A 25,859-nucleotide genomic window follows, 5' to 3' on the forward strand; every position below is an offset into this window, starting at 1 on the left:
GTTGAAAGACAACAGCGACGGCCGTTATAATGCTAGTGGACCGCGGCGATGCCCTCGAAAGCGCGGGCCGTCGTCGGTGAAGCGGCGGTCGCGAGCCGCGTCGTCCGCCGGTGTCTCGCGCGCGACTCAGTCCAGCATCCGATGGCCATCGCCGATCCGCTCCCACGCGAGATGGACCGCGATGCCGACGAGGAAGGCGACGCCGAGGTTCGTCGCGATCGCGAGGAGGCCGATGCCGACCGAGAGCGCGCGGTTCCCCGAGTCGGTGACGTTGCGCGCGAGCGAGACGGCGACGATGGCGAGCAGCGCGCCGAGCATCGCCAGCGGGAACGCCGCGATCAGCGCGGGCGTGGCGAACAGGGCGGCGGCGAGGTAGCCAGCGCCGAGGACGACGTTCGCGCCGCCGGTCCGCGCACCGAAGGCGTACTTGCCGGCGACCCCGTCGCAGCCGTGACACATGGGGATCCCGCCGAGCGGCACCGCGATCAGGTTCGTGATCCCCATGCTCGTCGACAGTTCGTCGGGGTTCACCTCCGCGTCGAGCAGGTCCGAGAAGAGGAGGGAGGTCGCCAGCGCGGCGTTGCCGATGGTCATGGCCAGCTGCGCGACCACGCCGTCGAAGGTGGCCCGCGTGAGCGCCGTCCCGAACGCGGGCGTCGGCGGCGCACCGGGGAGGCGGGGGGTCGGCACGCCGGCGACGACGAGCGCGGTCGCGACGCCGAGGAGGGCGACGGCCAGCGCGCTCGCCTTCCCGTGACCTGCGAGCGCGAGCGCGGCGGCGACCGCGACCCCGACGAGCGCGACGAGCGGGTCGTCGACCGCGAGCTCGATCCCCGTCTCCAAGAGGACGAGCCCCACCGCGAACTGGACGCCGCGGATCACCGGCTCCCCGATCCAGCGCTCCACGTACGCGAGCGTCCCGGACAGTCCGATCGCGAGGAGGACGACGCCGAGGATCACCCCCGCGAGCGCGAGCTCGGCGTAGGTGAGCGCGCCCGCGATGGCGAGCGCGGCCAGCGCCTTCATCGGCTCGACGGACACCGGGAGGCCGTACCGGACCCCCCAGACGACCTGGAACGCGCCGAACGCGACGAGCGCGTGCGGCAGCGACACGTCCGTCAGCAGCGCCAGCGCGACGACGAGCGGGATAACTGTAATCGAATCCCCTATCGCGCCGGTGACCGCCCCCGATCCGAACTCGACGGATCGTCGCCCCTTCGATTCGGACGCTGTCACGTGATACGCGCAGTATCGGCCGGCCGAACTTGAACGTGTTCAGAAATCTCTGACGGGCACTCGACCGACCGACCGAAACTTCTTCCGGTTACTCGCCGTCGAAGGTCGGATCCTCCGTGTCGACCATCGGGCAGTTCCGGACGCGGAACCGTGAGAAGTCGACCGACTCGACGATCTCGGTCCCCTCGTGGGTACACGCCGTCTCCGGCGGGGCCGCGAAGTGCGGACAGCGCTGGCAGTAGCTCCGCTTGTCGACCACGCGCTCGTCACCGGTCGTCCCCGGGCCCGGCGTCGGTCCCCCGATCCCGGATCCGGGTTTCCCTGCGTCGCCGTCCCCCTTGCCCTCGGCGATGTCATCGAACTCGGTCGCGTCGGCGCCGATCGAGGTTCCCTCGTCGAGCGCCTCCCACACGTCCTCCTCGCCGACGTCGCCGCTCCCCATCGACTCGAAGGGGCCCTCGTCGGCCGGCGCGCTGTCGGCGTCCAGCTCGGCGAACGGGTCGTCCGCCGGGGCGCTGGGTTCGGGGTCCGCGGACGCGCCCGACTCGGGCTCTGCGGACGCGTCCGGTTCCGGGTCCGCCCAGGACGACGCCCCGCCGCGGTCGTCGACTCCCTCTCCCAGCGCCGCGAACGGGTCGTCGACTTCGTCCGCGTCGAGTTCGTCGAGGCCGTCGTCGGTCTCGTCCCGCTGTTCGTCGCCGAACAGCCCGTCGCCGAAGGGGTCCGCTTCCGGATCCTCGTCGCCGTCAGACCGGTCGTCCTCGCTCATCGGCGGTCTCCGTCCGGCCCGCCGTCGCTCGCGGCGGTGCTCGTTCGGTCCGTCGTTCGGCTCATCTCGTCGCGGTCGTCGTCCGCGACGTCGCCGTCGATGGCGGGCTGGTCCGCGACGAGGAGCTTCGACGTGCCGAGGAAGCCGGTGTTCGGCTCCAGGTCCTCGAACCGGCGCCCGCAGTGGGGACACTCCGGCGCCGACAGCAGCCCCAACTCCACGCCGCCGCCGCAGTGGCCGCAGTCGGCGGTCCGCACCCCGTGCCGGTTCGCCGTTCGCGTCAGCGCGTCGACACGCTCGCGGTCGGCGCGGTCGCGTTCGGCCGCGTCGAGCCGGCGTTTGACCCTGACGACCGCGTTCGCGACCCGCGAGAGCTTGTCGTCGATTTCGGTCAGGTCGTCCGCAGAGATCCCGGCGAGGTCGGACTCGACGTCGTCGAGGCGGTCGTCGACGCCGTCGATCCGCCCGTCGACCTCGTCCACGCGTTCGCCGACCCCCTTGAGTCGATCGTCGAAGCCGTCGAGGCGGTCGCGGACGGCGTCCAACTCGTCGATCCGGGAGTCGAGGGCGTCCAACCGCTCGTCGATCCGGGAGTCGAGGTCCTCGACTCGGTCCGAGGAGGGCGCGTCGGCGACCGCCGCGTCGAGGCGGTCGAGCCGGGCGGCGACCTCCTCCAGTTCGTCGGCGAGGTCGTCGACACGCGCCGCCGCCTCTCCGTCGCCGGCGTCCTCTCCATCGCCGGCGGCTCCCCCTTCGGCGTCGAGCGACTCCACCTCCCGATAGAGGTCGACGAACCGCTCGCGGAGGTCCGTGACCTTCTCGTCTACCTCCTCGTCGAGGTCGTCGAGGCGCGCCTCGATCGCCGCCACCTCCTCGGCGTCCGGGACGTCGATCCCCTCTGACTCCGCGAGCGCGACGAGCGCGCGCTTGAGGAGCTCCTCGCGGCTCACGCCGGCGTCCTCGGCCGCGGCGTCGAGGGCGGCCGCCGCCGGGTCGAGGTCGCTCATCGCGGATCCTCCGTCATCTACCGGGGGTTGCGGGGCGAGGCTTAAGTAACCTGTCGCGTCGTTCTCCGGATCGATACTCGGCGGCGCCGAACCGGGAGCGGCGAGCGGCGGGCGGCGGGCGGAATCGAGGGACCGGGGCGCGGCCGCTACCGGATCTTCCGCACGTCGCTGATGTCGAACCCGCCCTCGTGGATCTCGGTCTCGAAGCGGACGATGTTCTCGGCCTCCAGCCGCGAGAGCACGCCGCGGAACTCGCGGACGAACATGGTCCGGGCGCGCTGGGAGCCGCCGCTCTCCCAAGAGAACTGGAGGGTCCCGCCCGCGGCGTCCATCAGCGTGCCGAACTCGCGGTCGCGGAGCGCGTCGGTGTTCACCAACACGAGGACCAGGGCGTCCCACTCGTAGGCGGCCTTCTTCAGCCCCTTCATCACCATGGCGACGTCGCTCCAGTCGGTGTCGTCGGAGACCATCGAGACGAGGTCGGTAACGGAGTCGATGCAGACCAGGCTCCGCTCGCCGTGTTCCGAGAGGTAGTCGCCGAACGCGGTGAGCACGTCCTCGTACTCGCCGCGGTCGCCGAGCTCGGTGATCGAGGCGGTCTCCGTCTCGTACCAGTCGCGCGGCACGGGCGACAGCTGGAAGTACTCCGGCGAGAGGTCCCGGAAGGATATCTCCTCGACCGCCGCGTCGACGATCTCCGAATCCATCGTGTACCCCATCTCCCGGGTGATCGCGTCGGTGTCGGCGGTGAAGGAGATGTAGTGGACCGACTCGGGCAGCGAGGCGTCGTCGTCGACGTCGCCGTAGTAGAGGTCGAACAGCTCCTCGTCGGCGCCCGCCAAGGCGTTCATCGCCGCGCTGGTGTAACAGAACTCCCGGGCGCCGGCGCCCGCCTCGCCCGCGAGCAGCACGACGCTGCCGGCCGGCGCGCCGCCCCCGAGGATCGAGTCGAGGCGCGCGACCCCGAACGGAACACTGGACATGGCTTACGCCCCGTCGCCGCGGGGCTTAGTGTTACCCCTCTCCGGGTCGTCCGCCGGCGGTTCCGTCCCGCCTCCCGCGTCGATCCGCGCGCCCTCGTTCGCCGCCCGGGCGACCGACACCTCGCCGCCGACGCCGGCCGCGTCGAGCGCGCGCTCGCCGGCCTCGCGCGCCGCGTCCGCGCGGTCGGCGTCGGTGACGCCGTAGACCGTCGGCCCCCACGAGGACTGCCCGGCGCCGAACACCGCGGTAGCGCCCGAGAGCGCGTCGACGATCTCGCCGACCGGGGGACGGTACACGCCGCCCTGCTCGTCGGCGTACCACGCGCCGTTGAGGCGACCGATCTCGGCGACGGCCGCGCCGAACGCCTCCGCGTCGCCGGTCGCGACCGCGGGGAGGACGCGCCGGGTGACGATCCCGCCGATCCGGTCGGCGAGCCCCGGCTCCGCGCGCTCGACCGCGGTCCGCATCGCGTCGTCCTCGGCCGCGCCGCTCCGGCCGAGGTCCGCGTCCGGTTCGACGAGCAGGAACCGCCAGTCGTCGGGGACGGGGTGGCGCGCGGCCACGGGCGGGACCGTCCACTCGCCGTCCGCGGGGCGGTCCGTCGTGAAGCGCGCGGTCGGGTGGCCGGCGTCGAGGACGAACCCGCCCCTTTCGAACGTCGCGACGCCGACGCCGGAGCGCCCGCCGCGACCGAGGGTCGGCGCGCGCTCACGGATCCGCGCCGGCTCGCCGTGGGCGGCCGCGACCGCCGCGAGCGTCGCCGCCGCCAGCCGCGTCCCGCTGCCGAGCCCGGCGTGCCGCGGGAGCGACTCGCGGACCGCGACCCGGGCGCCGTCGACGCCGAGCAGGTCGACGGCCGCGGTCGCGTACTCGCGGGCGTCGTCGCGGGTCGTCGGCTCGGAGCCCCTCGGTCCGGCGTCGGCCCTCTCCTCGACGGTCACGCTCACCGCGGGCGCCGGCTCCGCGTCGACGACGACGCGGGGACCGGCGAGCCCGACGCCGAGGGCGCCGTACAGCCGCTCGTGGGAGAGGCTGAGGTTACAGAAGCCGAAGTGGAGCCGGGCCCCGGCGCTCGCGCGTGCCATCTCGTCCGCGGTTCGGGGCGGACGGATAAAGGGTCCGTGACCGTGGCCGGAGTTGCCTCGGAACCCGCTGTGAGCGCGAGCCCCGTGACCGCGCCGTCGCGCCCGCCCCGTCGCGGGGGCGGCCGAACTGGTGCGCTTTTGAACGCGGGGGACCTCCGTCCGCGTATGACCGAAACGCTCAGGCTCGCGACCCGCGGGTCGGACCTGGCCCTCCGACAGGCCGAGACCGTCCGCGAGGCGCTGTCGAGCCGGCGCCGCGACGTCGAACTCCGACAGGTGGAGACGCGCGGCGACCAGATCCCCGACGAACTGATCCACCGGCTCGGGAAGACGGGCGCGTTCGTCCGCGCCTTAGACGAGGAGGTGCTCGCCGGCGACGCCGACCTCGCGGTCCACTCGCTGAAGGACCTCCCGACCGAGGAGATGGACGACCTCGTCGTCGCGGGCGTCCCCGAGCGCGCCCCCTCCGGCGACGTGGTCGTCCACCCCGACGGGCTCGGCATCGAGGACCTTCCCCCGGGCGCCGTCGTCGGCACGGGCTCGCTCCGACGGGGCGCGCAGATCCGGGCGGCGCGGCCCGACCTCACCGTCGAGCCGATCCGCGGCAACGTCGACACCCGGATAGAGAAGCTGCTCGCGCCCGGGCTCCAGGCGGAACACGAGCGGCGCCTGATCGCCTCCGGCGAAGAGCGCGCGCTGACGGCGGAGGGTGACGACGGCGAGGAGGAAGATACCGCGGGTGACGAGTCCGACGAGGTCGACGAGGAGTTCGACCGCACCGTCGAGGAGTGGTTCGACTCGCTGTCGGACCTCGAACGCGCCGCGATGGAGCGGAAGGTCGAGACCGAGTACGACGCGGTCGTCCTCGCCGAGGCCGGCCTGCGCCGATCGAACCTCTTCCACGAGGTGGAGACGACGCGGCTCCCCCGCGAGGAGTTCGTCCCCGCGGCCGGCCAGGGCGCCATCGCGGTCACCGCGAGCGACCCGGACGTGATCGAGGCGGTCCGCGACGCGGTCGATCACCCGCGGACCCGCGTCGCGGTCACCGTCGAGCGGACGGTCCTCGGCGAACTCAACGGCGGCTGCGTGGCGCCGATCGGCGTCTCCGCGATGGTCCAGGGCGAGCACGTTCACGTCCGCGCGCGTGTGCTCTCGACCGACGGCACCGAGGAGGTGGCCGACACCCGCGACCTGCCGATCCGGTCGCACGCGACGGCCGCCGCCGAGTTCGCCGCGGACCTCGCGGAGCGCGGCGCCGACGACCTGATCGCCGAGGCCCGCGAGGAGGCGGAGACCGGGGAGGACGATGAGTGAGGACGCTGCCGGTACCGATCCGGGTCCGGGATCGAACGCGGACGAGCCCCCGACGCGCGGCCGCGACGACCGAGTCGGTACCGTGTTCCTCGTCGGCTCCGGGCCGGGCGACCCGGACCTGCTCACCGTCAAGGCGAAGCGGCTGATCGAGTCGGCCGACGTGGTCCTCCACGACAAGCTCCCGGGTCCGGAGATCCTCGGCGAGATCCCGGAAGCGAAGCGCGAGGACGTCGGGAAACGCGCCGGGGGAGAGTGGACGCCCCAGGAGTACACCAACCGGCGCATGGTCGAGCTGGCCCGCGAGGGGAACCGCGTCGTCCGCCTGAAGGGCGGCGACCCGTTCGTCTTCGGCCGCGGCGGCGAGGAGGCCGAACACCTCGCGGAGGAGGGGATCCCCTTCGAGGTCGTCCCCGGCGTCACCTCGGCCATCGCCGGCCCCGCGGTCGCCGGCATCCCGGTGACTCACCGCGACCACGCCTCCTCGGTCTCGTTCGTCACGGGTCACGAGGACCCGACGAAGGACGAGTCGGCGGTGAACTGGGACGCGCTCGCGGCGACCGGCGGGACCATCGTCGTGCTGATGGGGGTCGGGAAGCTCCCGGCGTACGCCGCCGCGCTCCGCGACGCCGGTCTCGACGGGGACACGCCCGTCGCGCTCGTCGAGCGCGCCACCTGGCCCGACACCCGCGTCGCGACCGGCACGCTCGACACCATCGTCGACGCCCGCGACGAGGCGGGGATCGAACCGCCCGCGGTGACCGTGATCGGCGACGTGGCGGCGACCCGCGACCGCGTCGTGACCTTCCTCGAAAACGCCGGCTCTGCCCCCGTACAGTCGGCGAGCGAGGATCAGGGAGAAGACGAGTCGGCCGGGGGTGACGAGGCGTGAGCGGCGACGGGGCCCGAAGGCCGCGCGTGGCCGTCTTCCGCCCGGACGACGAGCGGATCGAGTCGGCCGTCGAGCTGCTCCGCTCGCTCGGCGCGGAACCGGTCGCCGACCCGATGCTCGAAGTCGAGCCGACGGGGGCAGTTCCGGCCGACGCGCCGCTCGTCGTGTTCACGAGCAAGACGGGCGTCGAGCTGGCCGCCGAGGCGAGCTGGGAGCCGGGCGACGCCGACCTCGCGGCCATCGGCCCCGCCACGGCCGCCGCCGCCCGCGAGGCCGGCTGGACCGTCGATGTCGTCCCCGACGAGTACACCTCGGCGGGGCTCGTCGCGGCCCTCGAACCCCGTGTCGCCGGCGAGCGCGTCGTCGTCGCCCGCTCCGACCACGGCAGCGACGTCCTCCTCGACGGGCTCCGGGAGGCCGGGGCCGAGGTGACCGAGACCGTCCTGTACCGGCTCGCGCGACCGGCCGACGCCGGCGACTCCGCGGCAGCGGCCGCGGCGGGCGACCTCGACGCGGCCGCGTTCACCTCCTCGCTCACCGTCGACAACTTCCTCGCGGCGGCCGCGGACCGCGGCGTCGAGGACGCGGCCCGCGCGGGACTCGCGAACGCGGTGGTGGGCGCCATCGGCCCGCCGACCGCGGAGACGGCCGCGGACCGCGGCGTCGACGTCGACGTCGTCCCCGACGAGGCGTCGTTCGAGAGGCTCGCGACCGCGGTCGTCGACGCGCTGGACGTGGAATCGACCCACCACGACTGACGCGCTGGGCCCGATGGGAACCGCGACAGTAGCTGTCGATCTCAGGCCGAATCTCTCGCGCTGATAACAGACGGCGGCCGCGCCGGCGACGTCCACACGCACCTCTCGGCGCGGATGGCACGTCAACGGGACCGCGCTGACGAGTCAACCGACTCGGGCTGCCGACCGGACCGGTCGAGTATCAACCGGGATATTTGGAGGGTGTAATTTATACCCTCGGATGTGATAGGATGTGCCATGGAACCGAGCGAGCGCTGGCTGCTGCGGGTCGAGGACGACGTCCTCGTCGTCGAGTTCCCACACGGGACTGGACTGAGCCCCGCGGACGGCGAGGCGCTGCTCGATCGGTGGCGGGGCGCGACGGACCCCAACACCGTCAACGCCGTCGTGATCGTCGTGCGGACGAGCCGCCCGTGTTCGGACGCCGGACGCCGGGCGCTCCGCGAGTCCGCGCAGATCGCGGTCGCCCGCGGCGTCGACCGCTTCGCCGTCGTCGGCGAGCGCTCGAAGCGTCGGTACCTCAAGCGGACCATCGACGTCGAGGGGGTCGACACCGAGTCGTTCAACGACGACGACGCCGCGCTGCGGTGGGCGAAGTGCCCGTCCGCGGCCGCCTCGTCCGTCGAGACCTCCTCGTAGGTCACGGGACCCTCTCCGTTTCTCGCGACGCGACAGCGACGGCGACGTGGCTACGGTTCGGCCGTCTCGATGCCGGCCGCCTCGACCACGCGCTCCGCGTGCCGCGTCGCGCGCTCGCGGACCGCCGCCGCGTCGATCCCGACGTGCTCGCCGTCCGCGTAGCGGACCGCGCCGTCGACCATCGTGAAGACAACGTCGTCGCCGTGGGCGGCGTACACCAAGTGGGAGAGCGGGTCGTGGAGCGGCGTCGCCCGAGTCAGGTCGGTCGTGAGTCCGATCACGTCGGCGCGGTACCCCTCGCGGAGCGCGCCGAGGCGGTCGAAGCCGGCGGCGCGGGCGCCGTGGGTCGTCGCCATCTCCAGCACGGTCGCGGCCGGGAGGCGCGTCGGGTCGCGGGTGTCGACCTTCCCGAGCAGGCTCGCCTGTCGCATCTCCGTGAAGGGGTCGAGCGTGTTGTTGCACGGCGGGCCGTCGTTGCCGAGCGCGACCGCGACCCCGCGGTCGAGGTAGTCCTGGACCGGGGCGATCCCGGAGGCGAGCTTCATGTTCGAGGAGGGGCAGTGGGTGACGACCGTGTCGGTCTCGGCGAGCACCTCGCGCTCGCGCTCGTCGGTGTGGACGCAGTGCGCGAGCGTCACGTCCGGGCCGGTCAGCCCGACCTCGTCGAGCCAGAGGACGTTTCGCTTCCCGGTGTCGGCCTCGACCGTCTCGATCTCGTCTTCGTTCTCGCTGGCGTGAGTGTGGATCGTCACGCCGTCGTACCGGTCGGCCAGCTCGCGGCAGCCGCGCAGGCAGGCCTCCGTGCAGGTGACGGCGAACCGCGGGGTGACGGCGTAGCGGACGCGGCCGTCGGCGGCGCCGTGGTACTCCCGGATGAGTTCCTCGCTCTCCGCGAGCGCGGCGTCGGTCTCCTCGATGAGCCCGTCGGGCGAGTCCTTGTCCATCAGCACCTTCCCCAGCCGCGCGCGGATCCCGGTCTCGATCGCGGCCTCGAACGCCTCGTCGGCGTGGTTCACCGAGAGGTGGTCGACGACCGTCGTCGTCCCCGATTCGAGACACTCCAGGTAGCCCAGCTCGGCGGCCGCCCGAGTCGCCTCGGCGTCCATCGCCGCCTCCATCGGGAGCACGGCGTCGAACAGCCAGTCGAGGAGGGCGTCGTCGTCGGCGATCCCCCGCCCCAGCGACTGGACGGAGTGGACGTGGCCGCCGACGAGCCCGGGCGCGACGATGTCGAACGCGCGCCGCTCGTGGTCGGGGTAGCGGTCACGGAGTGCGGCCTCCTCGCCGACCGCGGCGATCGTGTTCCCCTCGACGACGACGGCGCCGTCGGGGATGACGGTCTCGGAGTCGGCGACGACGGTTCCGGCTATCAGCATGTCCGTCCGTTCCTGACGGTCGACCGGTAAGAGGCTGTCCGTTCGCGACCCCCCGATCCCGTCCGTTCGGGACTGCCGGGCGATCGGATGTCGAGACGGCGGATCAGCCCACCGACGGCGACGCGATATTTAAATGAGGGTGAGCAGTCACTGTAATCGCTTATAAAAGGCGGTGCGGTGGCGCGTGCCTGCGAGCGGCCGCCCGTGGCGGCCGCGAGACAGCACGCGCGAGGGACGCGGCGACCGGAGCGAAGCGGAGGGAGCCGCGAGGCTGGGGAGGCGCGAGGTGCTGTGCGGTGCGGGGCGGGACTCAAAGGGGCAGTCGCGAGGGCGGCGCAGGCGACGCAAGCACCGGAAGGAGCGAACGCAGTGAGCGACTGAGGAGCGCAGCGAGCGTGCGCCGCCCTCGCGACTGGGGCTTTGGCGGTGTTCGTCGCCGATCCGTGGACGACGATTTATAAATAGCTCTTAGAACGACCCGATCCGTCCTATTCTAGTCGGCGGTCGCGGAACGCTCGAATCACGTCCTGCCGGGCGATGATCCCGACGAGGCGCCCGTCCTCATCAACCACAGGAACGCGATTAATATCCGGGTCGTCGCCGACGAGCAGGTCGAGCACGGCGTCGACGTCGGCGTCCGGCGTCACCGTCGCCACCTCGGTGCTCATCACCTCGGAGATGGGGCGGTCCGCGTTGCGGATCAGGTCGACGCCGAGGTCGATGTCCGCCCACGGTCGCTTCACCTGATAGGAGAGCGTGTCCACGAACGGAGGGAGGCCGATGGGGATCCACAGCGTCTCGTCCTCGGGCTCGAACAGGTCGACGAGGTCGGACTCCGTGACGACCCCGATCACCCGCTCGTCGCCGTCGACGACCGGGAAGCCGCTGAACTCGTAGCGGGCGAACCGCTTGAACACGTCGGCGACGTCGTCGTCCGGCGAGACCGTCTTCACGTCCGGTTCCATCAGGTCGCGGGCGGTCAGCGTCATACCTGACGGTCACGGCGGGAGGCCGTAGGCGTTTCGCCCCCGGCCCGCCGACGCGACGGAAGTGCGTGCCGACGGGACGGAACTGTACGTCGACGCAACGGACTTAGGGACCGGGCACGCAGTCGCTCACATGCACCGCAAGGGTCACGTCGGGGCGTCGCTCGTCGTCTACGCTCCGTTCGGGTTCCTCGTCACGGCCCTCGCCTCGATCGAGTTGGGCGCCGTCGGCGCCGCCGGCGTCGCCTCGCTGGCGATGGTTCCCGACCTCGACATGCGCGTCCCCTTCGTCAAACACCGAGGGATCACCCACACCGTCTGGTTCGCGCTGCTCGTCGGCGTCGCCTTCGGGGCCGTCGGGCTGGCTGTCGGCCTCCAGACCGGGGCCGTCGAGGCGCTGTTGTTCGGCGGCGTCGCGTTCCTGTTCGGCGCCGTGACGATCGTCTCGCACCTCCTCGCCGACGCGCTCACGCCGATGGGGATCCGGCCGTACGCGCCCGTGCGAGACACCGAGTACACGTTCGACCTGTTCACGGCGGCGAACCCGCTCGCGAACTACGGACTCCTCGGGCTGGGCGGCGTCGTCGTCGCGGTCGCGCTCGTCGCCGGTGAGGCGGTTCCAGTTTAGAAAGATTATCTTCCATCTGGCGCCGCGGAGTGAAATCAGCAGCGAGACGAGTTGTTAGGCCGGTGTTCATCTATGAGAGATTGTCACACAGATTCAAGTAGAGTGATAATAATCGTGATTTAACCAATGCGACTGCGGGACCTCGTGGATAAAAACTGGAACAGTTACGAGCAAAAGCGGTTCATCAGGGACGACACGAAAGCAAAAACGGACGATTTTGATCCGGAGTCGTTCAAACACGACGGGTTCGACGACCGAGAAAAGTACCTAGAGACGTACGTCCCCGCGTTGGCGGATCCGGACCGCATCCGAACGGAATTGAACGATTTTACCCCGCCTCGACTCACGGCGATCAACGACTCACCGTATCAAGCCCTCGTCATCAGGTATGGAATCCTCCGTCAGCTCATTCAACAGCCGGACTACAGTATGGAAAAGGCCGATCTGCTGGATGCGGTTCAAAACTGGCAGCGCTCGTTTATCGAGGCGTACGAGCAAGAATCGTTCGAAGAGACAGACGATCTCCTTCATCTCGCGCAGGCTGCCGTCGACTACCAAAACCAGATCGACGACTCGGAGTTACACATGGTGTACAGCTACTTCGAACTCCACAACCGGGCTCAGGACAGTAAACACGAATACTACACGTGGCTGGACTTCTTCAGACGCCTCTCGTCGTTCGGACGCTTCCCGAAGGTCTCTCGATCAGACAGCCCCGAACACGCCTTGGATACGATTGAGAAGGGGCTCTGGTCGCTTCAGGAGCAGGCCCTCGTGTACGAGGTGAACGGCGAGTTGACCACGGAGCTCGTCGGAATCCCAGAGGACTACATCGAGGTTGTCCGAGACTGGCTGTACTACGAGATGTCAGAAGAGAACCTGCTGGCGATGCTCGAAACACTCGATGTATTCGACCGACAGTCCGTCTTAATCGACGCTCGTGAGCGGTTCGGGGTAGAGGGGAAGAACTACGGCCGGAACGAAAACCGCCGCGAGAATATCGCTCAAGCAGGGATATTCCCGAGCGAACTTCTGAAAGAAGTCGTCGACAAAGAAGAGCTAAAAAATATCGTCGACCGTTACGGGCTCGACGCCCACAAGCGGAAGACGGACGATATGGTGGCTGCGATTATCGAGTACTTCGAGCAGTCGCAGAAGTCGGTCGAGCAGGGAGAGCCGGCAGTCGACCTCTACCTCGATGCGTACGAGGAGATCGCCGACGGTGCCGTCAATCAGGTCCCGCCCCAACTCCAAGACTTAGTGGATGCTGATAACGCCGAAGAAAAGCTCGACATCCTCTTCGAGGAGGCCACTGGAGAGATCTTCCGTGAGGCGTTCAACCTAGAGGGAGTGAACCAACTCGGTCAGAAGGCGACGGGGATGGTCGCTGACGGCGAGATTGAGCAGGACGGGAAGTGGCTTCTGTGGGACAACAAGCGGCGTCGAGAGAAATTCAAATTGGGAAGCGACACCCGGAGTAAAATCAAGAACTACATCGACACAAAAGACAAACAGCACGATGTCGAGTGGTTCCTGATCATCGCACCGGACTTCACGGAGCAGGCGGCGATGAACGCCGAGCAACTCGAAATGCAGGTTGGGAAGGACATCCGACTGGTTCGCGCAGCGGATTTAAAAGAACTCGCAGACCTCTGGAGAGGGGAGTACGCGGATTCGGACCGAGAATTGCCGCTGTCTGTCTTCTTTGGCTCGGAATTCTTCGACGTCGATAGAGCCGCTAAGTTGCTTGAACTGGAGTTCTCCTGATTCAAAGGGTTGTATCCAGATATCATGTATCAAATATCTTGGTTACGACGAGACAAGAGGTCCGATCACGATCCACGGGCACACTGCGGAATCTACAGTCCAACGTATTTGCGGCGTTTGTACACGTAGTATGCGAAATAAAATACACTCAAAACGACTGCGCCGAGAATTCCTAGGACAATAGATGGGGACCACTCCGCGTCATGCTGTCGGATGTACCCAAGATCTAGTAGTAGACCTCCGAGACCGATAAACGGCATCATAAGTACCATTAGAGCGCCTATCGCCGCGATGGCTGACTCTGGAGGAGCAGCCCCAATCAAAAAGATCCCTAGTACTGAGGAGACAAACCCGCCAATAGCGACGTAGTGTAGCTTTTCAGAGCGCGATGCAATTTTCTCGATCTTAGATGAAATATTGAACTCAAACGCAGAACCGGACTCTTCGTTTTTTGCGCCCTTAATGATAACACTGGAAAAGAAGCCGTCTGCTGCCCAAGCGTGATCGAGAACGCCACGTTCGATGATTGCGACGACGTTTTGGTTCGCATCAGCATCGATCGCAGTTGCTGAAACAAACTCCGTGAGATCGCCAATAAACGCCGTCTCGTCGTTATCTACGTGGATATGCTCTGAGAGCAGCGCGATTTCAGATTTGCGCTGTTCAAAATCGCGTTTTATATTAATACCGTCGACATCGTCGAAGGCACCGAGTTGCGCAGCCTCCGTCGGGTTGATTTTCACTTTTGCTTGGGCCTGTTCAAGTGCGCGAGCGCCCCTGTATCTCTGGTCTCGCAGATATTCATCAATGTCACCGTCGATCTTCTGACTCAGCACCTCTCGCTGTTTGGGAGGGAGGTAGAGCCCGGGACTGTCTGTCGTAGTGTCCGAGCTGGTAGTACCGTGTCCTTCTTTCTGGAGGGGTACCCCTAGATATTCTTCCACGATATCGTAGGCATCGAATTGGTCGATAATCTGGATGAGGCCGTCCCCATCGATGAGTTTCACGTTGAGATCGTCTGCCCGGTCTTCTGCTGAGTTGGTGAAGCGACCGGTTGTGACGACAACCGCTTTGTCGACATTCTGTTCTTGATGTTTTAATGCGGCGTACTGCTGAATATCGGGGCCACCAAGAGGATTATCACTACTGTACCGCTTGGCCTGAAGTAGGATCTTCTGTGAGTACGGTGTTTGTTTAGTGGCACGAACGTCGACGCCAGCGTCACCGGACTGTTGCTCTACTTCCGTGGTCCATCCTTGGCGTTCCCACAAGTCCGCGACGAGATGCTCGAAATCAAAGTCATCCATCGCTTGGAGCCGACGTTTGAGAGAACCGGGATCCCATGTTTGTGGCTCGTCCGATGCGGTCATGTTTCCATTCGGTCTACTGCCCAACATAAAACCATGGCTGCGGACTGAGAAAGCGCATTGATCACGACAACGCTACTGCTCAAAAACATCGTTAGAGAGTCAACTGCCGGATCTGATAGGGGTATAGAATATGGCCGGGGTGGGCTCCGAACCCACGATCTCCGCATGTCCCAGGTCCGAGGCTCGGCGGAGCCACGGGAAGGACGCGGACGCTTCCAAGGCGTCACCGCACCGAATCTCCGAACCCTATGAGTGCGGCGCTATGTCCAGCTAAGCCACCCGGCCTCACCTTTTCGTACCGCGATGAGACTCTTTAACCTTCCCATCCGTCGGGAGGTTGTGAACCGATCGCAGATCGCCGCGGGCGGTCGCTTCGAGCGCCGACGCGAGGGCGGAGACGAACCGGCGCGTGCGCACCGCGGACGCGTTCGACCCGCGCTCGCGGCCGACCCAGCGGATTTATGCCGGGCGCGGCGTATCCCGGGCGTATGAGCCTCCCCGAACTGCTCGCGGCGACCGTCGGCGACGAGGACGTCGTCGCCGAGGTGCCGCTGGGCGGCGACGATCGACTCGCGGTCACGCCCACCCGGACCCTCGTCTTCCGCGGCGACGGGCTCCTCTCCGACGAGTCCGTCGACGAGTACGGCCACGACGTCGAGCGGATCGAGGTCTCGACGGGCCGCCGCAAGGCGAAGATCACCCTCGGGTACGGCCTCGACGGCGACGAGACGCTCTCGGTCCCCGCCAAGCGCGTCGACGACGTCCTCCACCCGGTCCTCGCCGGCGTGCTCTCGGCGAGCGGCGTCACCGGTCCCGGCGAGACGGTCGTGCGCACGTTCCGCTTCTCCGAGCTCACCCTCATCGTCACCAGCGAGCGGCTGGTCAAACACGTCGGCTCGGCCGTCTGGGACGCCGACTTCGAGGAGTTCCACTACGCGGACCTCACCGGCCTCGACTTCGAGGAGGGGACCGTCGCCACCGCGGTCGTCCTCGTCCACGACGGCCGCTCGGAGCGGTTCAAGGCGCCCAACGAGTCCGCCCGGGCGGTCCGGGAGACGCTCGCCGACGCGGTGTGCTCGTTCCACGGCGTCGACAGCCTCGAAGAGTTCCGCGTCGCCGCCGCCGAGGCCGAGGAGTCGGCCCCGGACGCGGAGCCGAGCGGGACGACCGACTTCGGCGAGGGGCCCGACCCGCTCTCGGCGTCCCCCGCCGCCGACGCGGAGGCCGAGGCCGACGGGCTCGAAACGGAGCCGGACGGCGCGGCCGACGCCGCCGATCCGACCGGCGAGCCCGACCCCAGTTCCGCGGCCGACGACGCCGCCGATCCGGGCGCCGCGCCGTCGCAGTCGGCCGAGTCGGTTTCCGAGTCGTCGGAAGCCGCCGCCGAGTCGTCGGAAGCCGACGACGACGATCCGCTGGGCGCGGACCCCCTCGCAACGGACGCGAGCGTCGGCGACGCGACCGCGGACCCCCTCGACGACGCGACCGCGACTGAGTCCGCGTCGACCGACGAGGGGATCGAACGGGAAGCCGACGAAGAGCCCGCGTCGACGGTCGACGCCGAGGCGCTCGCGGCGGACGCGGCGGTGACCGACTCGACGACCGGAGACCCCGCTGCCGACGCCGACCCCGTCGCCCCCGAGGCCGACGCCGACGGCCCCGTTCCCGGGGACGACGCGTTCGACGGGTCGCCGTTCGAGAGCGCCGGCGTCGAGGACGCCGACCTCGCGAGCGAGGTCGCCGCGCTGCGGCGTACCGTCGAGGCGCAGTCCGAGCGCCTCGACCGGCAGTCGGCGCTCATCGAACAGCTGATCGAGGAGCTTCGCCGAGGTCGGTGACGGAGCCTCTCGTCCCTGCGGCCCACTCCCCGGGAACGGCCGGTCCGATTCTCTCGGCTGAAACTCGCGTCGGATCCGTTATCCGACCGGCGGCGAACCATCGACCGTGATCAGCGGACTCGGCGCCCGTGCCGGCGCGGTGTTGAGCGATGTCTCCAGCACGCAGGGCCGGCTGGCGGTCACCGCCGCCATCGCTCTCCTGACGCTCGCGGTCGGGTGGCTACTGTTACCGAAGGCCGTCCGCGCCGGCGAGCGGACCGCCTCGAGCTGGGTCGAGCGGCTCGTCGACGAGCGCCTGGCGGAGTCGACCGAGGGCGCGGTCGAGACGCTCCGAGACGGCGTCCCGTCGTCGTTCATCCTGCGGCTCGCGGTCGGGTTCCTCCAGATCGCCTTGTTCGCGCTCGCGGGCGTCGCCGTGCTGACGCTGTGGGGACGGTTCGGACTCGTGGTCGCGGTGTTGCCCGTCGCGGAGAACGCGCTCACGGTCGGCACGCAGGTCGTCGTCTCGGCGGTGTTGCTCGGCGGCGTCTACGTCGTCAGCGACGTGATAGAGACGTACGTCGCCGACCTGTCGGCCGACAGCGACCGGATAACCGCCCACCAAGAACAGCTCCTCACCCGGCTCGCGCAGGTCGGATTGCTCCTGCTCGCCGGCATCACCGTCCTCGGTGTCTGGGGCGTGAACCTCGGCGGCCTCCTCGTCGGCGCGGGCTTCCTCGGCATCGTCCTCGGGATGGCGGCCCGACAGACGCTGGGCTCGCTCCTCGCGGGCTTCGTGCTGATGTTCTCGCGGCCGTTCGAGATCGGCGACTGGGTGGAGATCGGCAGCGAGGAGGGGTTCGTCACCGACATCACGATCATGAACACCCACATGCGTAACTTCGACGGGGAGTACGTCGTGGTGCCGAACGACCTCGTCGCCAACCAGGCGATCACGAACCGGAGCCGCGAGGGCCGCCTCCGGATCCACATGGAGGTCGGGATCGGCTACGACGACGACCCCGACGAGGCGGCCGGGATCGCAGAGGACGTCCTCTCCGGGATCGACACGATCGCGAACAACCCCGAGCCGTACGCGATCCCGTCGGGGTTCGGCGACTCCGCGATCCTCCTCGACCTCCGGTTCTGGATCGACCCGCCGACCCCGCAGGCGCGGTGGCGCTCGAAGGCGACCGCGGTCGAGGAGATCCAAGAGCGCTTCGCCGACGCCGGCATCTCGATCCCGTACCCGCAGCGGACGGTCTCGTATCCGCCCGAGACGGCGGAAACGGACGAGACCGTCGAGCGCGTCGAGCGGGCCGACGAGCCGGCCGACGGCCGGCCGCGGGACGGCTCGGTGTGAGAGCGTCCGGCGCTCGTCGGACCGCGGTCCGCGGCCGCGCTTACAGCTTCTCGGACGGTCCCGTGTACCCGCTCGGAAGCGCTGAGCCGCGACCGGTGAACAGGCGCTCGAACCGCTCGATGCGCTCCAACACGTAGCTGAGCGCCGCCGTGAGCGAGTCCGCGCCGATGGACAGCAGGTGGCGCGCGCCCTTCGTGCGGTCGGCGTGGTAGAAGCTGATCTCGCCTTCCGGCTCGGTGTTCCGCTCCGGCATCACCACCAGGTCCTGTCTGCTGGGGTCGTGCCGGAAGACGAGGACGTCGGTGAGCGAGTCGGTCCCGTAGGTGACCACGTCGTGGCGGACGCTCCACTTCTCCGGCGTCTCCTCGGCGAGCGCGTCCGTATCGACGACGTTCCGCATGGTCGTCGCCGTCGAGACGCGCTCCAGTCCGGACCCGCGTCGCTCCCGAAGCCACGCGAGGATCCGCTCGACGACGTCGCGGAGGCCGTCGGGGCCGGCGAACCGACCGGCCGACCGCTCCGCCGGCAGCGACCCCCGCGTCACTTCGGTTCGCTCTCCCATGCGAGAACCCCCGTCCTCATCGTGTTAATAGGTACCGGTCGGGACCCTCACCCGTTTCGCCGTCGAGCCAGCGGTTCCCGGCCCGACGGCGCCCGATCCGCGGCTCACCGGTCCCGGCCGAACCCGCCCGCGAACGTCGCCTCGTCGACGGCGAGAACGGTCGGCCGTCCGTGCGGGCAGGCGTACGGGCGGTCGCACTCCCCGAGGCGGTCGAGCAGGTCACGGAGGTCGGCGTCGGCGAGGTCGTCGAAGTCGCCGCGCTTCAGCGACGGGTGACACGCGAGGTCAGCGAGCAGGTCGTCGCGCGCGTCCCGCGCCGCGCCGCGGCCGGTGTCCGACCCCGACAGCGCCGCGAGCGCGTCGCGGAACGCGTCCGCGTCCGCCGTCCGGCCGAACGGCGCGGGGACGGTCCGCAGCCGGCGCGTGCCGCCGCCGAACGCCTCGGTCTCGAAGCCGAGCGCGGCGAGGTCGTCCGCGTGCGCCCTCGCGGCCGCGGCCTCGTCGGTCGACAGCGAGACGGTCGCCGGCGGGTCGAGCGCCGCGGTCGGCACCGGGTCGCCGTCGAACGCCCGGGCGAGGCGCTCGTAGTTCACCCGCTCGTGGGCGGCGTGGCCGTCGATCACGAGCAGTTCGTCGCCGGCCTCGACGAGGACGTAGAGGTCGCGGAAGACGCCGACCGGCTCGGCGTCCGCGAACGCTCCGGGACGCGACCCGTCGCCCTCGCCGACGGGGTCGAGCGCGGAGCCGAGGTCGGTGTCGACGTCCGCGGAGCGCCGGAGGTCCGCGCCCGTGAGCGCGTCCTCGACCACGGAGGCGACCGCCTCGGCGACCGCGTCGGCGTCGCGGAGCCCGACCTCGCGCTTCGTCGGGTGGACGTTCGGGTCGACCCGGGCGGGCGGGAGCGAGACGTCGACCGCCGCGACCGGCTCGCGGCCGTCCGGGAGGAGCCTGCCGTAGCCGTCGCGGACCGCGGCCGCGAGCCGGTCGTTCCGGACCGGGCGCCCGTTCACCGAGACGCGGACGTGGTCGCGGGCGGCGCGGGTCACGGACGGGTACGCCAGCGCGCCCGAGACGCCGACGTCGACGAGGGGCGCGTCGCGCTCGCCGGCCGCCCCCGCGTCGACGCTCGCGTCGACGGTCGTCGACCGGCTCGCCGTGTCGCGGTCGTACACGGCGAGGAGGGCGTCCGTGCGGTCGGTCCCGGGGGTCGACAGCGTCGCCGACCCGTCGTGGTCGAGCGAGAACGCGACCGAGGGGTTCGCCAGCGCGTAGTCGGCGACGAGCGAGGAGATCCGCGCGAACTCGGCGTCCGCGCCCGCGAGCGACTCGCGGCGTGCCGGCCGGGTCGCGAAGATGTCCTCGACCACGACCGTCGTGCCGCGGGCGCGGCCGGCGGGCTCGACGGTGGGGTCCTGCCCGTCGACGACGACCCGCGTGCCGACCCCGTCGCCGGGGCTCGTCACGAGTTCGAGGCGGGCGGCCTCCGCGATCGCCGCGAGCGCCTCGCCGCGGAAGCCGAGCGACGCGACGCCGACCGGGTCGCCGTCGGGCGCCAGCTTGCTCGTCGCGTGCCGCTCGACGGCGCGGGCCGCGTCCTCGCGGGCCATCCCGCGGCCGTCGTCCGCGACGCGGATCCTGTCGGTGCCGTCGCCGTCGACGGCGATCTCGATCCGCGAGGCGCCCGCGTCGAGCGCGTTGTCGACGAGTTCTCCCACGACTCTCGCCGGCCGAGTGACGACCTCGCCGGCCGCGATCCGGTCGACCGTCTCCCGATCGAGCCGCCGGACGCGCCCCTCGCTCTCGTCCGGGTCGCCGCGGGTCTCGGCGGCGTCCTCAGTTGCGTCTCCGCGGGCGCCGGTGGCGTCCCCCGTTGTGGACGCGCCGGGATCGCGGTCTCGCTCACCCGTCATCGTCGATCTTCGACTGGAGGTCGTGGAGTGCGTTCAGCGCCTCGATCGGCGTCATCCGGGCGAGGTCGAGGTCGCGGAGTTCCGCGGCGAGGTCCGGGGGCGCCCCGGCGGCGGCCTCTCCATCGGCCTCGTTCGTCGGTCGCGTGCGGTCGCTCTCGGGGGGACCGGTCGGTGAGTCGCCCGCCTCCGGACCCCCCTCGTCTCGCTCCGCCGACGCCTCCTCCGCGAGGAACTCCCGCAGCGACGCGTCGCCGTCGGGGTCCGCGTCGTCGGGCATCTCCTCGTCCGTCGCCCCCTCCGAACCGGTCTCTGTCCGGCCCGCCTTCCGGTCCCTGTCCGCCTCCTCCGCGGCGACGAGGTCGCGGGCGCGCTCGACGACCGGGGCGGGAACCCCGGCGAGCTCCGCGACCTCGACGCCGTACGACGACGAGGAGGCGCCGGGGACGACCCGGTGGAGGAACGTCACGTCGCCGTCCTCGCGGGTGGCGGTAAAGTGGAGGTTGAAGACGCGCTCGCGCTCGTCGGCGAGGTCGGTGAGCCCGTGGTAGTGGGTGGCGAACAGCGCTGTCGCGCCGAGCTCGTCGTGGAGGAACTCGGCGGCCGCGCGGGCGATGGCGCGGCCGTCGGTGGTGGCGGTCCCCCTGCCGACCTCGTCGAGCAGGACGAGCGAGTCGGAATCCGCGTCGTGGAGGATCTCCGTCAGCTCGCTCATCTCGCGCATGAACGTCGACTGGCCGCCGGCGATGTCGTCGGAGGCGCCGACGCGTGTGAACAGCCGGTCGAAGACGGGGAGCGTGGCGGCCTGCGCGGGGACGAACGAGCCGGTCTGCGCCAGCACGACCGCGAGCGCGACAGACCGCATGTACGTCGACTTCCCGCTCATGTTCGGCCCCGTGATCACGGCGACCGAGCCGCGCGGGAGGTCCGCGTCGTTCGGGACGAACGACTCCTCGGTCCGCTCGACGACCGGGTGTCTGCCGCCTTCGATTTCGATGCCTGCGGAGGGATCTCCGGTCCCGTCGTCGTCGACGTCGTCACCCCCCTCGCGCAGCTCCGGGCGGACGTAGTCGCGCTCGACCGCGACCGCGGCGAGCGACGCGAGCGCGTCGAGCTCGGCGAGCGCGTCCGCGAGCCCCTGGATCCGCTCGGTCTCGCTTGCGACGCGGTCGCGGACGTCGACGAACAGCTCGTACTCCAAGGCGTCCGCGCGCTCGGCGGCGCCGACGATCTCCTCCTCGCGCTCCTTCAGCTCCGGCGTGACGTAGCGCTCGCTGTTCTTCAGCGTCTGTCGGCGCCGGTAGTCGTCGGGGACCTTCTCGACGTTGGCGTCGGTCACCTCGATGTAGTAGCCGTGGACCTGGTTGTGACCGACCGACAGCGAGTCGATCCCGGTGCGCTCGCGCTCGCTCGCCTCCAGGTCCGCGACCCACTCGCGCCCCTCGCGCTCGGTCGCGCGGAGGTCGTCGAGGTCGTCGTCGAACCCCTCGCGGATCACGCCGCCCTCCGTGATCTCTTGGGGCGGGTCGGTCGCGATCGCCCCGTCGATCAGCTCGCGGACCTCGGTCAGCTCGTCGAGCCGGTCGCGGAGGTCGCGGAGGTGGTCGGTTTGAGGGAGCGCGGGGTCGCCCTCGTCGGCGGCGTCCGTCGCGTCGGCCCCGTCGCCGTCCACCCTCTCCGCCCCCGCGAGCGTCGCCTTCAGCTCCGGGACGACCGCGAGCGTCCGGCCGAGCGAGCGGAGGTCACGGGCGTCCGCGCGGCCCCGCGAGACGCGGCTCACCAGCCGTTCGAGGTCGTAAGCGGTCGAAAGGGCGTCGGCGACCCCCTCTCGCGCGAGGCTCCGGTCCGCCAGCTCGCCGACGGCGTCGTGGCGGCTCCGGATCGCGTCGGCGTCGACGAGCGGGCGACGGAGCCAGCGCTCTAAGCAGCGGCGGCCGAGCGCGCAGTTCGTCTCGTCGAGGACGTCGAAGAGCGTGTCGCTCGCGCCGAGCCCGCGGTTCTCGAACAGCTCCAGGCTGCGCTGGGCCGCCGCGTCGAGCCGAAGGCGGTCGCGGGGGTCGTACCGTCGGATTCTGGTGACGTACGCGAGCGGCCCGTCGTCGCCCTGCGTGTACTCGGCGTACGCGAGGACGGCGCCCGCAGCCCGCAGCTCCGCGTCGGACTCGAACCGACGCTCCGGCGCCGGGAGGTACGGCTCTAAGCGCTCGGTCGCCGTCCGGCGGTCGAAGGCGCCCGCGCCGTAGTCGTGTGTCGTCCACCCCCGCTCCGCGTCCGGGGGGTCGAAGTCGGGCGCGTCCGGGCCGGCGATGAGTTCCGCCGGGGCGACCCGGTCCAGTTCGCCCGCGACCGCGTCCCGGTCGCCGGACGTGACGAGGCACTCGCCCGTGGAGACGTCGACGGCGGCGAGGCCGACGGTCCCTGCGGAGGTCGCCTCGTCGCCCGTCCCGCTCTCAGCGTCGGCCGCGACCGCGGCCACGTAGTTCGTCGTCCCGGATTCGAGGAGGTCGTCCTCGACGACGGTGCCGGGCGTGATCACCTCGGTGACGGCGCGGTCGACGAGACCGGACGCCTGCTCTGCGTCCTCGACCTGGTCGCCGAGCGCGACGCGGTAGCCCGCGTCGAGCAGGGATTCGAGGTACGGCGCGGCGTTGTCGATGGGGATCCCGGCCATCGGGTAGTCGCCGGTCGAGTCGGAGCGCTCCGTCAGCGTCACCTCGCAGACGCGGGCCACTGTCTCGGCCGCCTCGCAGAACGCCTCGTAGAAGTCGCCGACCTGGAACAGCACCAGGGCGTCCTCGTGGGCGGCACAGAGGTCGGCGTACTGCGAGAGCATCGGTGTGAGCTCCTCGCGGGCGGCCGCGATCCCGGGCGGCAGCCCGGTCGCCGTCTCTCGGTCCGCCGGTTCCATACCCCGTATCCGGGCGGCCGCGGGCATAAACGGTACGGAGGCGGCGGCGGGAAGTGGAGTGGGTCTCGCAGGGACGGCGAGACCCTTACGGTCCTCCGCCTCCGAATACGGCCGTGACGAACCGAACGATCGTCGTGGGGCTCGCCGGGGCGTTCGTCGGCATGACGGCGCTGCTCCTGATCGGCGGGATCGTCCTCCACCCGATCGCGCTCGCGCTGGCGGTGCCGTTCGGCGCCGTCTCCTACTTCCTCTGGTACCACGCCAGCGGGCGCCTCCACGACCAGGCCCGGCGGTCCGCCGAGCAGGCGGGACCGACGGAGCGCGAACGGGCCAGGCAGCGCGCCCGCGCCGAGGCCAACCGGGAGCGCGCGTACCGCGCCGCCGGCGACGGCGGTCGGAGCGCGAGCGGGCGACGTGACGGCGCTCGCGGACCCGGAGGGCGGTTCGGGCCCGGCGGCCCCGGCGCGTCCGGAGCCGGTGACCCCCGCGACAGGGCCCCCGCAGCCGACCGCATGACCGAGCGCGAGGCGTACGAGACGCTCGGGCTCGACCGGACGGCGGACGGCGAGACGGTCCGGCGGCGCTACCGCGAGCGCGCGAAGCGGCTCCACCCGGACGGCGAGGACGGCGACGAGGAGGCGTTCAAGCGGCTCAACGAGGCGTACGAGGTCCTCAAGGAATAGCGCAGAGCCGTACGAGGTCCTGAAAGAGTAGCGCGGAGCCGTACGAGGTTCCGAAGGGCAAGGCGACGATTCACTCCGCGTCGACCGCGGCGGCGATAGCCCGCTCGGCGTCGTCCCGCTCTTCCCGCGTGTTGACGTTCGTGAAGGTGCGCTCGGTCGTCAAAGACCGGATCTCCTCGTCGCCGACGACGACCTCGTCGACTCGGTCCACGAGCGCGAGCACCTTCCGCTCGCCGCGGTCGAGCGCGCGGTCGCAGGCGGTCGCGGCCGGTTCGGTCGCGTACGCCGCCTGCGTCGTCTGGTACCAGCGGTCCTCCAGCCGCGGGACCGCGGCCTCGGCGTCCGCGGCCGCCTCGCGGAGGTGGTCGAGGAAGCTTGGGTCGACGAACGGCATGTCGCAGGCGACGACGACCGCGTACCGGTCGGTCGCGGCCCGGCACGCGTTCCGGATCCCGGCCAGCGGCCCGAGGTCGGGCTCGTCGTCGAGCGCCCAGCGGACGGGGAGCGGGACCCCGGCCAGCGCCTCGGCGATCGCCTCGCGCTGGTCGGGCCGGCAGTTGACGACGAGCTCGTCGACGACGGGGTCGTCGCCGCTCGCGCGGTCGGCGCCGGGCGGGACCGGGTCGTCGTCGCCCGCGAGCCGGTCCGCGACCCGGCGGATCATCGGCACGCCGGCGAGCTCGGCGACGGCCTTGTCCGCGTCGCCGAAGCGCGTCGAGCGGCCGCCTGCGAGGATGGCTCCGGTGGTCACGGGAGCAAGTTTGACAGGGAGGGACTTCGCGGTTGCGGTGGGGCCACGCGCGGCGCTCGGGCGCCCCCCGAACGACGCTCTCGCCCGCCTATCCGCCCGAAAGCGACCCGTTAAGTGGCCGGCGACCCAACCGATGTCCATGCCAGAGGCCACGGATCTCGAGGAGCTGAAGCGGGGGACCGAGCTGGTCAAGCGCGGCTTCGCGCAGATGCAGAAGGGCGGCGTGATCATGGACGTCGTCAACCGCGAGCAGGCCCGCATCGCGGAGGACGCCGGCGCGGTCGCGGTGATGGTGCTCGAACACGTCCCGGCCGACATCCGGAAGCGCGGCGGCGTCGCGCGGATGCCCGACCCCGAGCGCGTCCCCGAGATCATCGACGAGGTGTCGATCCCGGTGATGGGGAAATCGCGGATCGGCCACCGCAAGGAGGCGGAGATATTGGAGGCGCTCGGCGTCGACATGATCGACGAGTCCGAGGTGCTGACGCCCGCCGACGACGAGTACCACACCGACAAGCGCGACTTCACGTCGCCGTTCGTCTGCGGCGCCCGGAACCTCCCCGAGGCGCTCCGCCGCATCCGCGAGGGCGCGGCGATGATCCGGACGAAGGGCGAGGCCGGCACGGGCGACGTGAACCAGGCCGTCAAACACCAGCGCACGATCAAAAACCAGATCCGGACACTCTCCGGCCTCAACCACGAGGAGCGCGAGAAGTGGGCCCGCGAGCACGGCGCCCCGCGCGACCTGGTCCACGAGACCGCCGAGGCCGAGCGCCTGCCCGTCGTCAACTTCGCGGCCGGCGGCATCGCGACGCCCGCCGACGCCGCACTGATGATGTACCACGGCTGCGACGGCATCTTCGTCGGCTCCGGCATCTTCGGCGCGGAGGACCCCGAGGCGATGGGCACCGCCATCGTCGAGGCCGTCAACAACTGGGACGACCCCGAGGAGCTCGCCCGGATCGCGAGCGGCACCGGGAAGGGGATGAAGGGCCAGTCCAACGAGGACATGGAAGAAGAGGAGAAGCTCCAGGGCCGCGGCGTTTAAATAGGTCTTTTC

Annotated in this window: 22 protein-coding genes and 1 tRNA gene; 10 read left to right on the forward strand and 13 right to left on the reverse strand. The window is 70.3% G+C overall.

The window, feature by feature from the left end; translation table 11 throughout:
- Nucleotides 1-126: 126 nt before the first annotated feature.
- The 5 genes from CPZ01_RS10840 to CPZ01_RS10860 all read right to left on the reverse strand — a co-directional run bounded on the left by CPZ01_RS10840 (nucleotide 127) and on the right by CPZ01_RS10860 (nucleotide 5,081).
- Entirely contained in the window at nucleotides 127-1,236 is a 1,110-nt protein-coding gene (locus CPZ01_RS10840) for a putative sulfate/molybdate transporter (RefSeq protein WP_096394969.1), read from the reverse strand.
- Between the two features lie 88 nt (nucleotides 1,237-1,324).
- A complete protein-coding gene (locus CPZ01_RS10845; RefSeq protein WP_096394970.1) occupies nucleotides 1,325-2,005 on the reverse strand; it encodes a hypothetical protein in 681 nt (226 codons plus the stop codon).
- Nucleotides 2,002-3,012 (reverse strand): hypothetical protein, encoded by a 1,011-nt coding sequence (locus CPZ01_RS10850; RefSeq protein WP_096394971.1) that lies wholly within the window; start codon nucleotides 3,010-3,012, stop codon nucleotides 2,002-2,004. Before CPZ01_RS10850 ends, CPZ01_RS10845 begins: the two co-directional genes overlap by 4 nt.
- Before the next feature lie 146 nt (nucleotides 3,013-3,158).
- The gene (locus CPZ01_RS10855; RefSeq protein WP_096394972.1) at nucleotides 3,159-3,995 is read right to left on the reverse strand and encodes an RAD55 family ATPase; all 837 of its coding nucleotides are present in this window, start codon (nucleotides 3,993-3,995) and stop codon (nucleotides 3,159-3,161) included.
- A 3-nt stretch (nucleotides 3,996-3,998) separates the two neighbouring features.
- On the reverse strand, nucleotides 3,999-5,081 hold the full coding sequence (locus CPZ01_RS10860; RefSeq protein WP_096394973.1) for a beta-ribofuranosylaminobenzene 5'-phosphate synthase family protein: 1,083 nt from the start codon (nucleotides 5,079-5,081) through the stop codon (nucleotides 3,999-4,001).
- A 165-nt stretch (nucleotides 5,082-5,246) separates the two neighbouring features.
- Here CPZ01_RS10860 and hemC point away from each other — a divergent pair, with 165 nt between their 5' ends.
- The 4 genes from hemC (at nucleotide 5,247) to CPZ01_RS10880 (ending at nucleotide 8,681) form a co-directional block, all read left to right on the forward strand.
- Nucleotides 5,247-6,395, forward strand: coding sequence for a hydroxymethylbilane synthase (gene hemC / locus CPZ01_RS10865; protein ID WP_096394974.1), 1,149 nt, complete (start codon nucleotides 5,247-5,249; stop codon nucleotides 6,393-6,395).
- Nucleotides 6,388-7,284 carry a uroporphyrinogen-III C-methyltransferase gene (gene cobA / locus CPZ01_RS10870; protein WP_096394975.1) on the forward strand — a complete coding sequence of 299 codons (897 nt, stop codon included), beginning with the start codon at nucleotides 6,388-6,390 and terminating at the stop codon, nucleotides 7,282-7,284. Before hemC ends, cobA begins: the two co-directional genes overlap by 8 nt.
- The gene (locus tag CPZ01_RS10875) at nucleotides 7,281-8,042 is read left to right on the forward strand and encodes a uroporphyrinogen-III synthase (protein ID WP_096394976.1); all 762 of its coding nucleotides are present in this window, start codon (nucleotides 7,281-7,283) and stop codon (nucleotides 8,040-8,042) included. Before cobA ends, CPZ01_RS10875 begins: the two co-directional genes overlap by 4 nt.
- A 237-nt stretch (nucleotides 8,043-8,279) precedes the next feature.
- A complete protein-coding gene (locus CPZ01_RS10880) occupies nucleotides 8,280-8,681 on the forward strand; it encodes a hypothetical protein (protein WP_096394977.1) in 402 nt (133 codons plus the stop codon).
- 50 nt (nucleotides 8,682-8,731) lie between these two features.
- Here CPZ01_RS10880 and CPZ01_RS10885 read toward each other — a convergent pair whose 3' ends face one another.
- Nucleotides 8,732-10,057 carry a 5'-deoxyadenosine deaminase gene (locus tag CPZ01_RS10885; protein WP_096394978.1) on the reverse strand — a complete coding sequence of 442 codons (1,326 nt, stop codon included), beginning with the start codon at nucleotides 10,055-10,057 and terminating at the stop codon, nucleotides 8,732-8,734.
- 488 nt (nucleotides 10,058-10,545) lie between these two features.
- Nucleotides 10,546-11,046: a CBS domain-containing protein gene (locus tag CPZ01_RS10895; protein ID WP_096394980.1), complete on the reverse strand. Its 501-nt coding sequence runs from the start codon at nucleotides 11,044-11,046 to the stop codon at nucleotides 10,546-10,548.
- A gap of 130 nt (nucleotides 11,047-11,176) precedes the next feature.
- On the opposite strand from CPZ01_RS10895, the gene CPZ01_RS10900 reads away from it, so the two are divergent.
- The gene (locus tag CPZ01_RS10900; protein ID WP_096396245.1) at nucleotides 11,177-11,671 is read left to right on the forward strand and encodes a metal-dependent hydrolase; all 495 of its coding nucleotides are present in this window, start codon (nucleotides 11,177-11,179) and stop codon (nucleotides 11,669-11,671) included.
- Between the two features lie 126 nt (nucleotides 11,672-11,797).
- Nucleotides 11,798-13,438: a hypothetical protein gene (locus CPZ01_RS10905; protein WP_096394981.1), complete on the forward strand. Its 1,641-nt coding sequence runs from the start codon at nucleotides 11,798-11,800 to the stop codon at nucleotides 13,436-13,438.
- 92 nt (nucleotides 13,439-13,530) lie between these two features.
- Here CPZ01_RS10905 and CPZ01_RS10910 read toward each other — a convergent pair whose 3' ends face one another.
- Together CPZ01_RS10910 and CPZ01_RS15035 are read right to left on the reverse strand one after the other, a co-directional pair.
- On the reverse strand, nucleotides 13,531-14,808 hold the full coding sequence (locus tag CPZ01_RS10910; RefSeq protein WP_157745964.1) for a restriction endonuclease: 1,278 nt from the start codon (nucleotides 14,806-14,808) through the stop codon (nucleotides 13,531-13,533).
- A 131-nt stretch (nucleotides 14,809-14,939) separates the two neighbouring features.
- Nucleotides 14,940-15,093: transfer RNA gene (locus CPZ01_RS15035), tRNA-Met, on the reverse strand.
- Nucleotides 15,094-15,296: 203 nt separating this feature from the next.
- On the opposite strand from CPZ01_RS15035, the gene CPZ01_RS10920 reads away from it, so the two are divergent.
- The gene (locus tag CPZ01_RS10920) at nucleotides 15,297-16,646 is read left to right on the forward strand and encodes a DUF7115 domain-containing protein (RefSeq protein WP_096394984.1); all 1,350 of its coding nucleotides are present in this window, start codon (nucleotides 15,297-15,299) and stop codon (nucleotides 16,644-16,646) included.
- A gap of 106 nt (nucleotides 16,647-16,752) precedes the next feature.
- A complete protein-coding gene (locus CPZ01_RS10925) occupies nucleotides 16,753-17,988 on the forward strand; it encodes a mechanosensitive ion channel family protein (protein WP_096394985.1) in 1,236 nt (411 codons plus the stop codon).
- Between the two features lie 40 nt (nucleotides 17,989-18,028).
- Here CPZ01_RS10925 and CPZ01_RS10930 read toward each other — a convergent pair whose 3' ends face one another.
- From CPZ01_RS10930 to mutS, 3 genes are all read right to left on the reverse strand, one after another.
- Nucleotides 18,029-18,550: a hypothetical protein gene (locus CPZ01_RS10930; RefSeq protein ID WP_096394986.1), complete on the reverse strand. Its 522-nt coding sequence runs from the start codon at nucleotides 18,548-18,550 to the stop codon at nucleotides 18,029-18,031.
- 104 nt (nucleotides 18,551-18,654) lie between these two features.
- Nucleotides 18,655-20,460: a DNA mismatch repair endonuclease MutL gene (mutL, locus tag CPZ01_RS10935; protein WP_096394987.1), complete on the reverse strand. Its 1,806-nt coding sequence runs from the start codon at nucleotides 20,458-20,460 to the stop codon at nucleotides 18,655-18,657.
- The gene (gene mutS, locus CPZ01_RS10940) at nucleotides 20,450-23,365 is read right to left on the reverse strand and encodes a DNA mismatch repair protein MutS (protein ID WP_096394989.1); all 2,916 of its coding nucleotides are present in this window, start codon (nucleotides 23,363-23,365) and stop codon (nucleotides 20,450-20,452) included. Before mutS ends, mutL begins: the two co-directional genes overlap by 11 nt.
- A gap of 113 nt (nucleotides 23,366-23,478) precedes the next feature.
- Here mutS and CPZ01_RS10945 point away from each other — a divergent pair, with 113 nt between their 5' ends.
- The gene (locus CPZ01_RS10945) at nucleotides 23,479-24,048 is read left to right on the forward strand and encodes a DnaJ domain-containing protein (RefSeq protein WP_096394996.1); all 570 of its coding nucleotides are present in this window, start codon (nucleotides 23,479-23,481) and stop codon (nucleotides 24,046-24,048) included.
- A 70-nt stretch (nucleotides 24,049-24,118) separates the two neighbouring features.
- Here the strand turns inward: CPZ01_RS10945 and mobA are convergent, their stop codons facing one another.
- Nucleotides 24,119-24,799 carry a molybdenum cofactor guanylyltransferase gene (mobA, locus tag CPZ01_RS10950; RefSeq protein ID WP_096394997.1) on the reverse strand — a complete coding sequence of 227 codons (681 nt, stop codon included), beginning with the start codon at nucleotides 24,797-24,799 and terminating at the stop codon, nucleotides 24,119-24,121.
- 139 nt (nucleotides 24,800-24,938) lie between these two features.
- Between mobA and pdxS the strand changes: the two genes are divergently transcribed.
- Nucleotides 24,939-25,847, forward strand: a complete 909-nt coding sequence (gene pdxS, locus CPZ01_RS10955; RefSeq protein WP_096394998.1) for a pyridoxal 5'-phosphate synthase lyase subunit PdxS — start codon at nucleotides 24,939-24,941, stop codon at nucleotides 25,845-25,847.
- Nucleotides 25,848-25,859: the final 12 nt, after the last annotated feature.

Origin of the sequence: Halorubrum trapanicum (genome assembly GCF_002355655.1) — an archaeon.
GTDB lineage: Archaea > Halobacteriota > Halobacteria > Halobacteriales > Haloferacaceae > Halorubrum > Halorubrum trapanicum_A.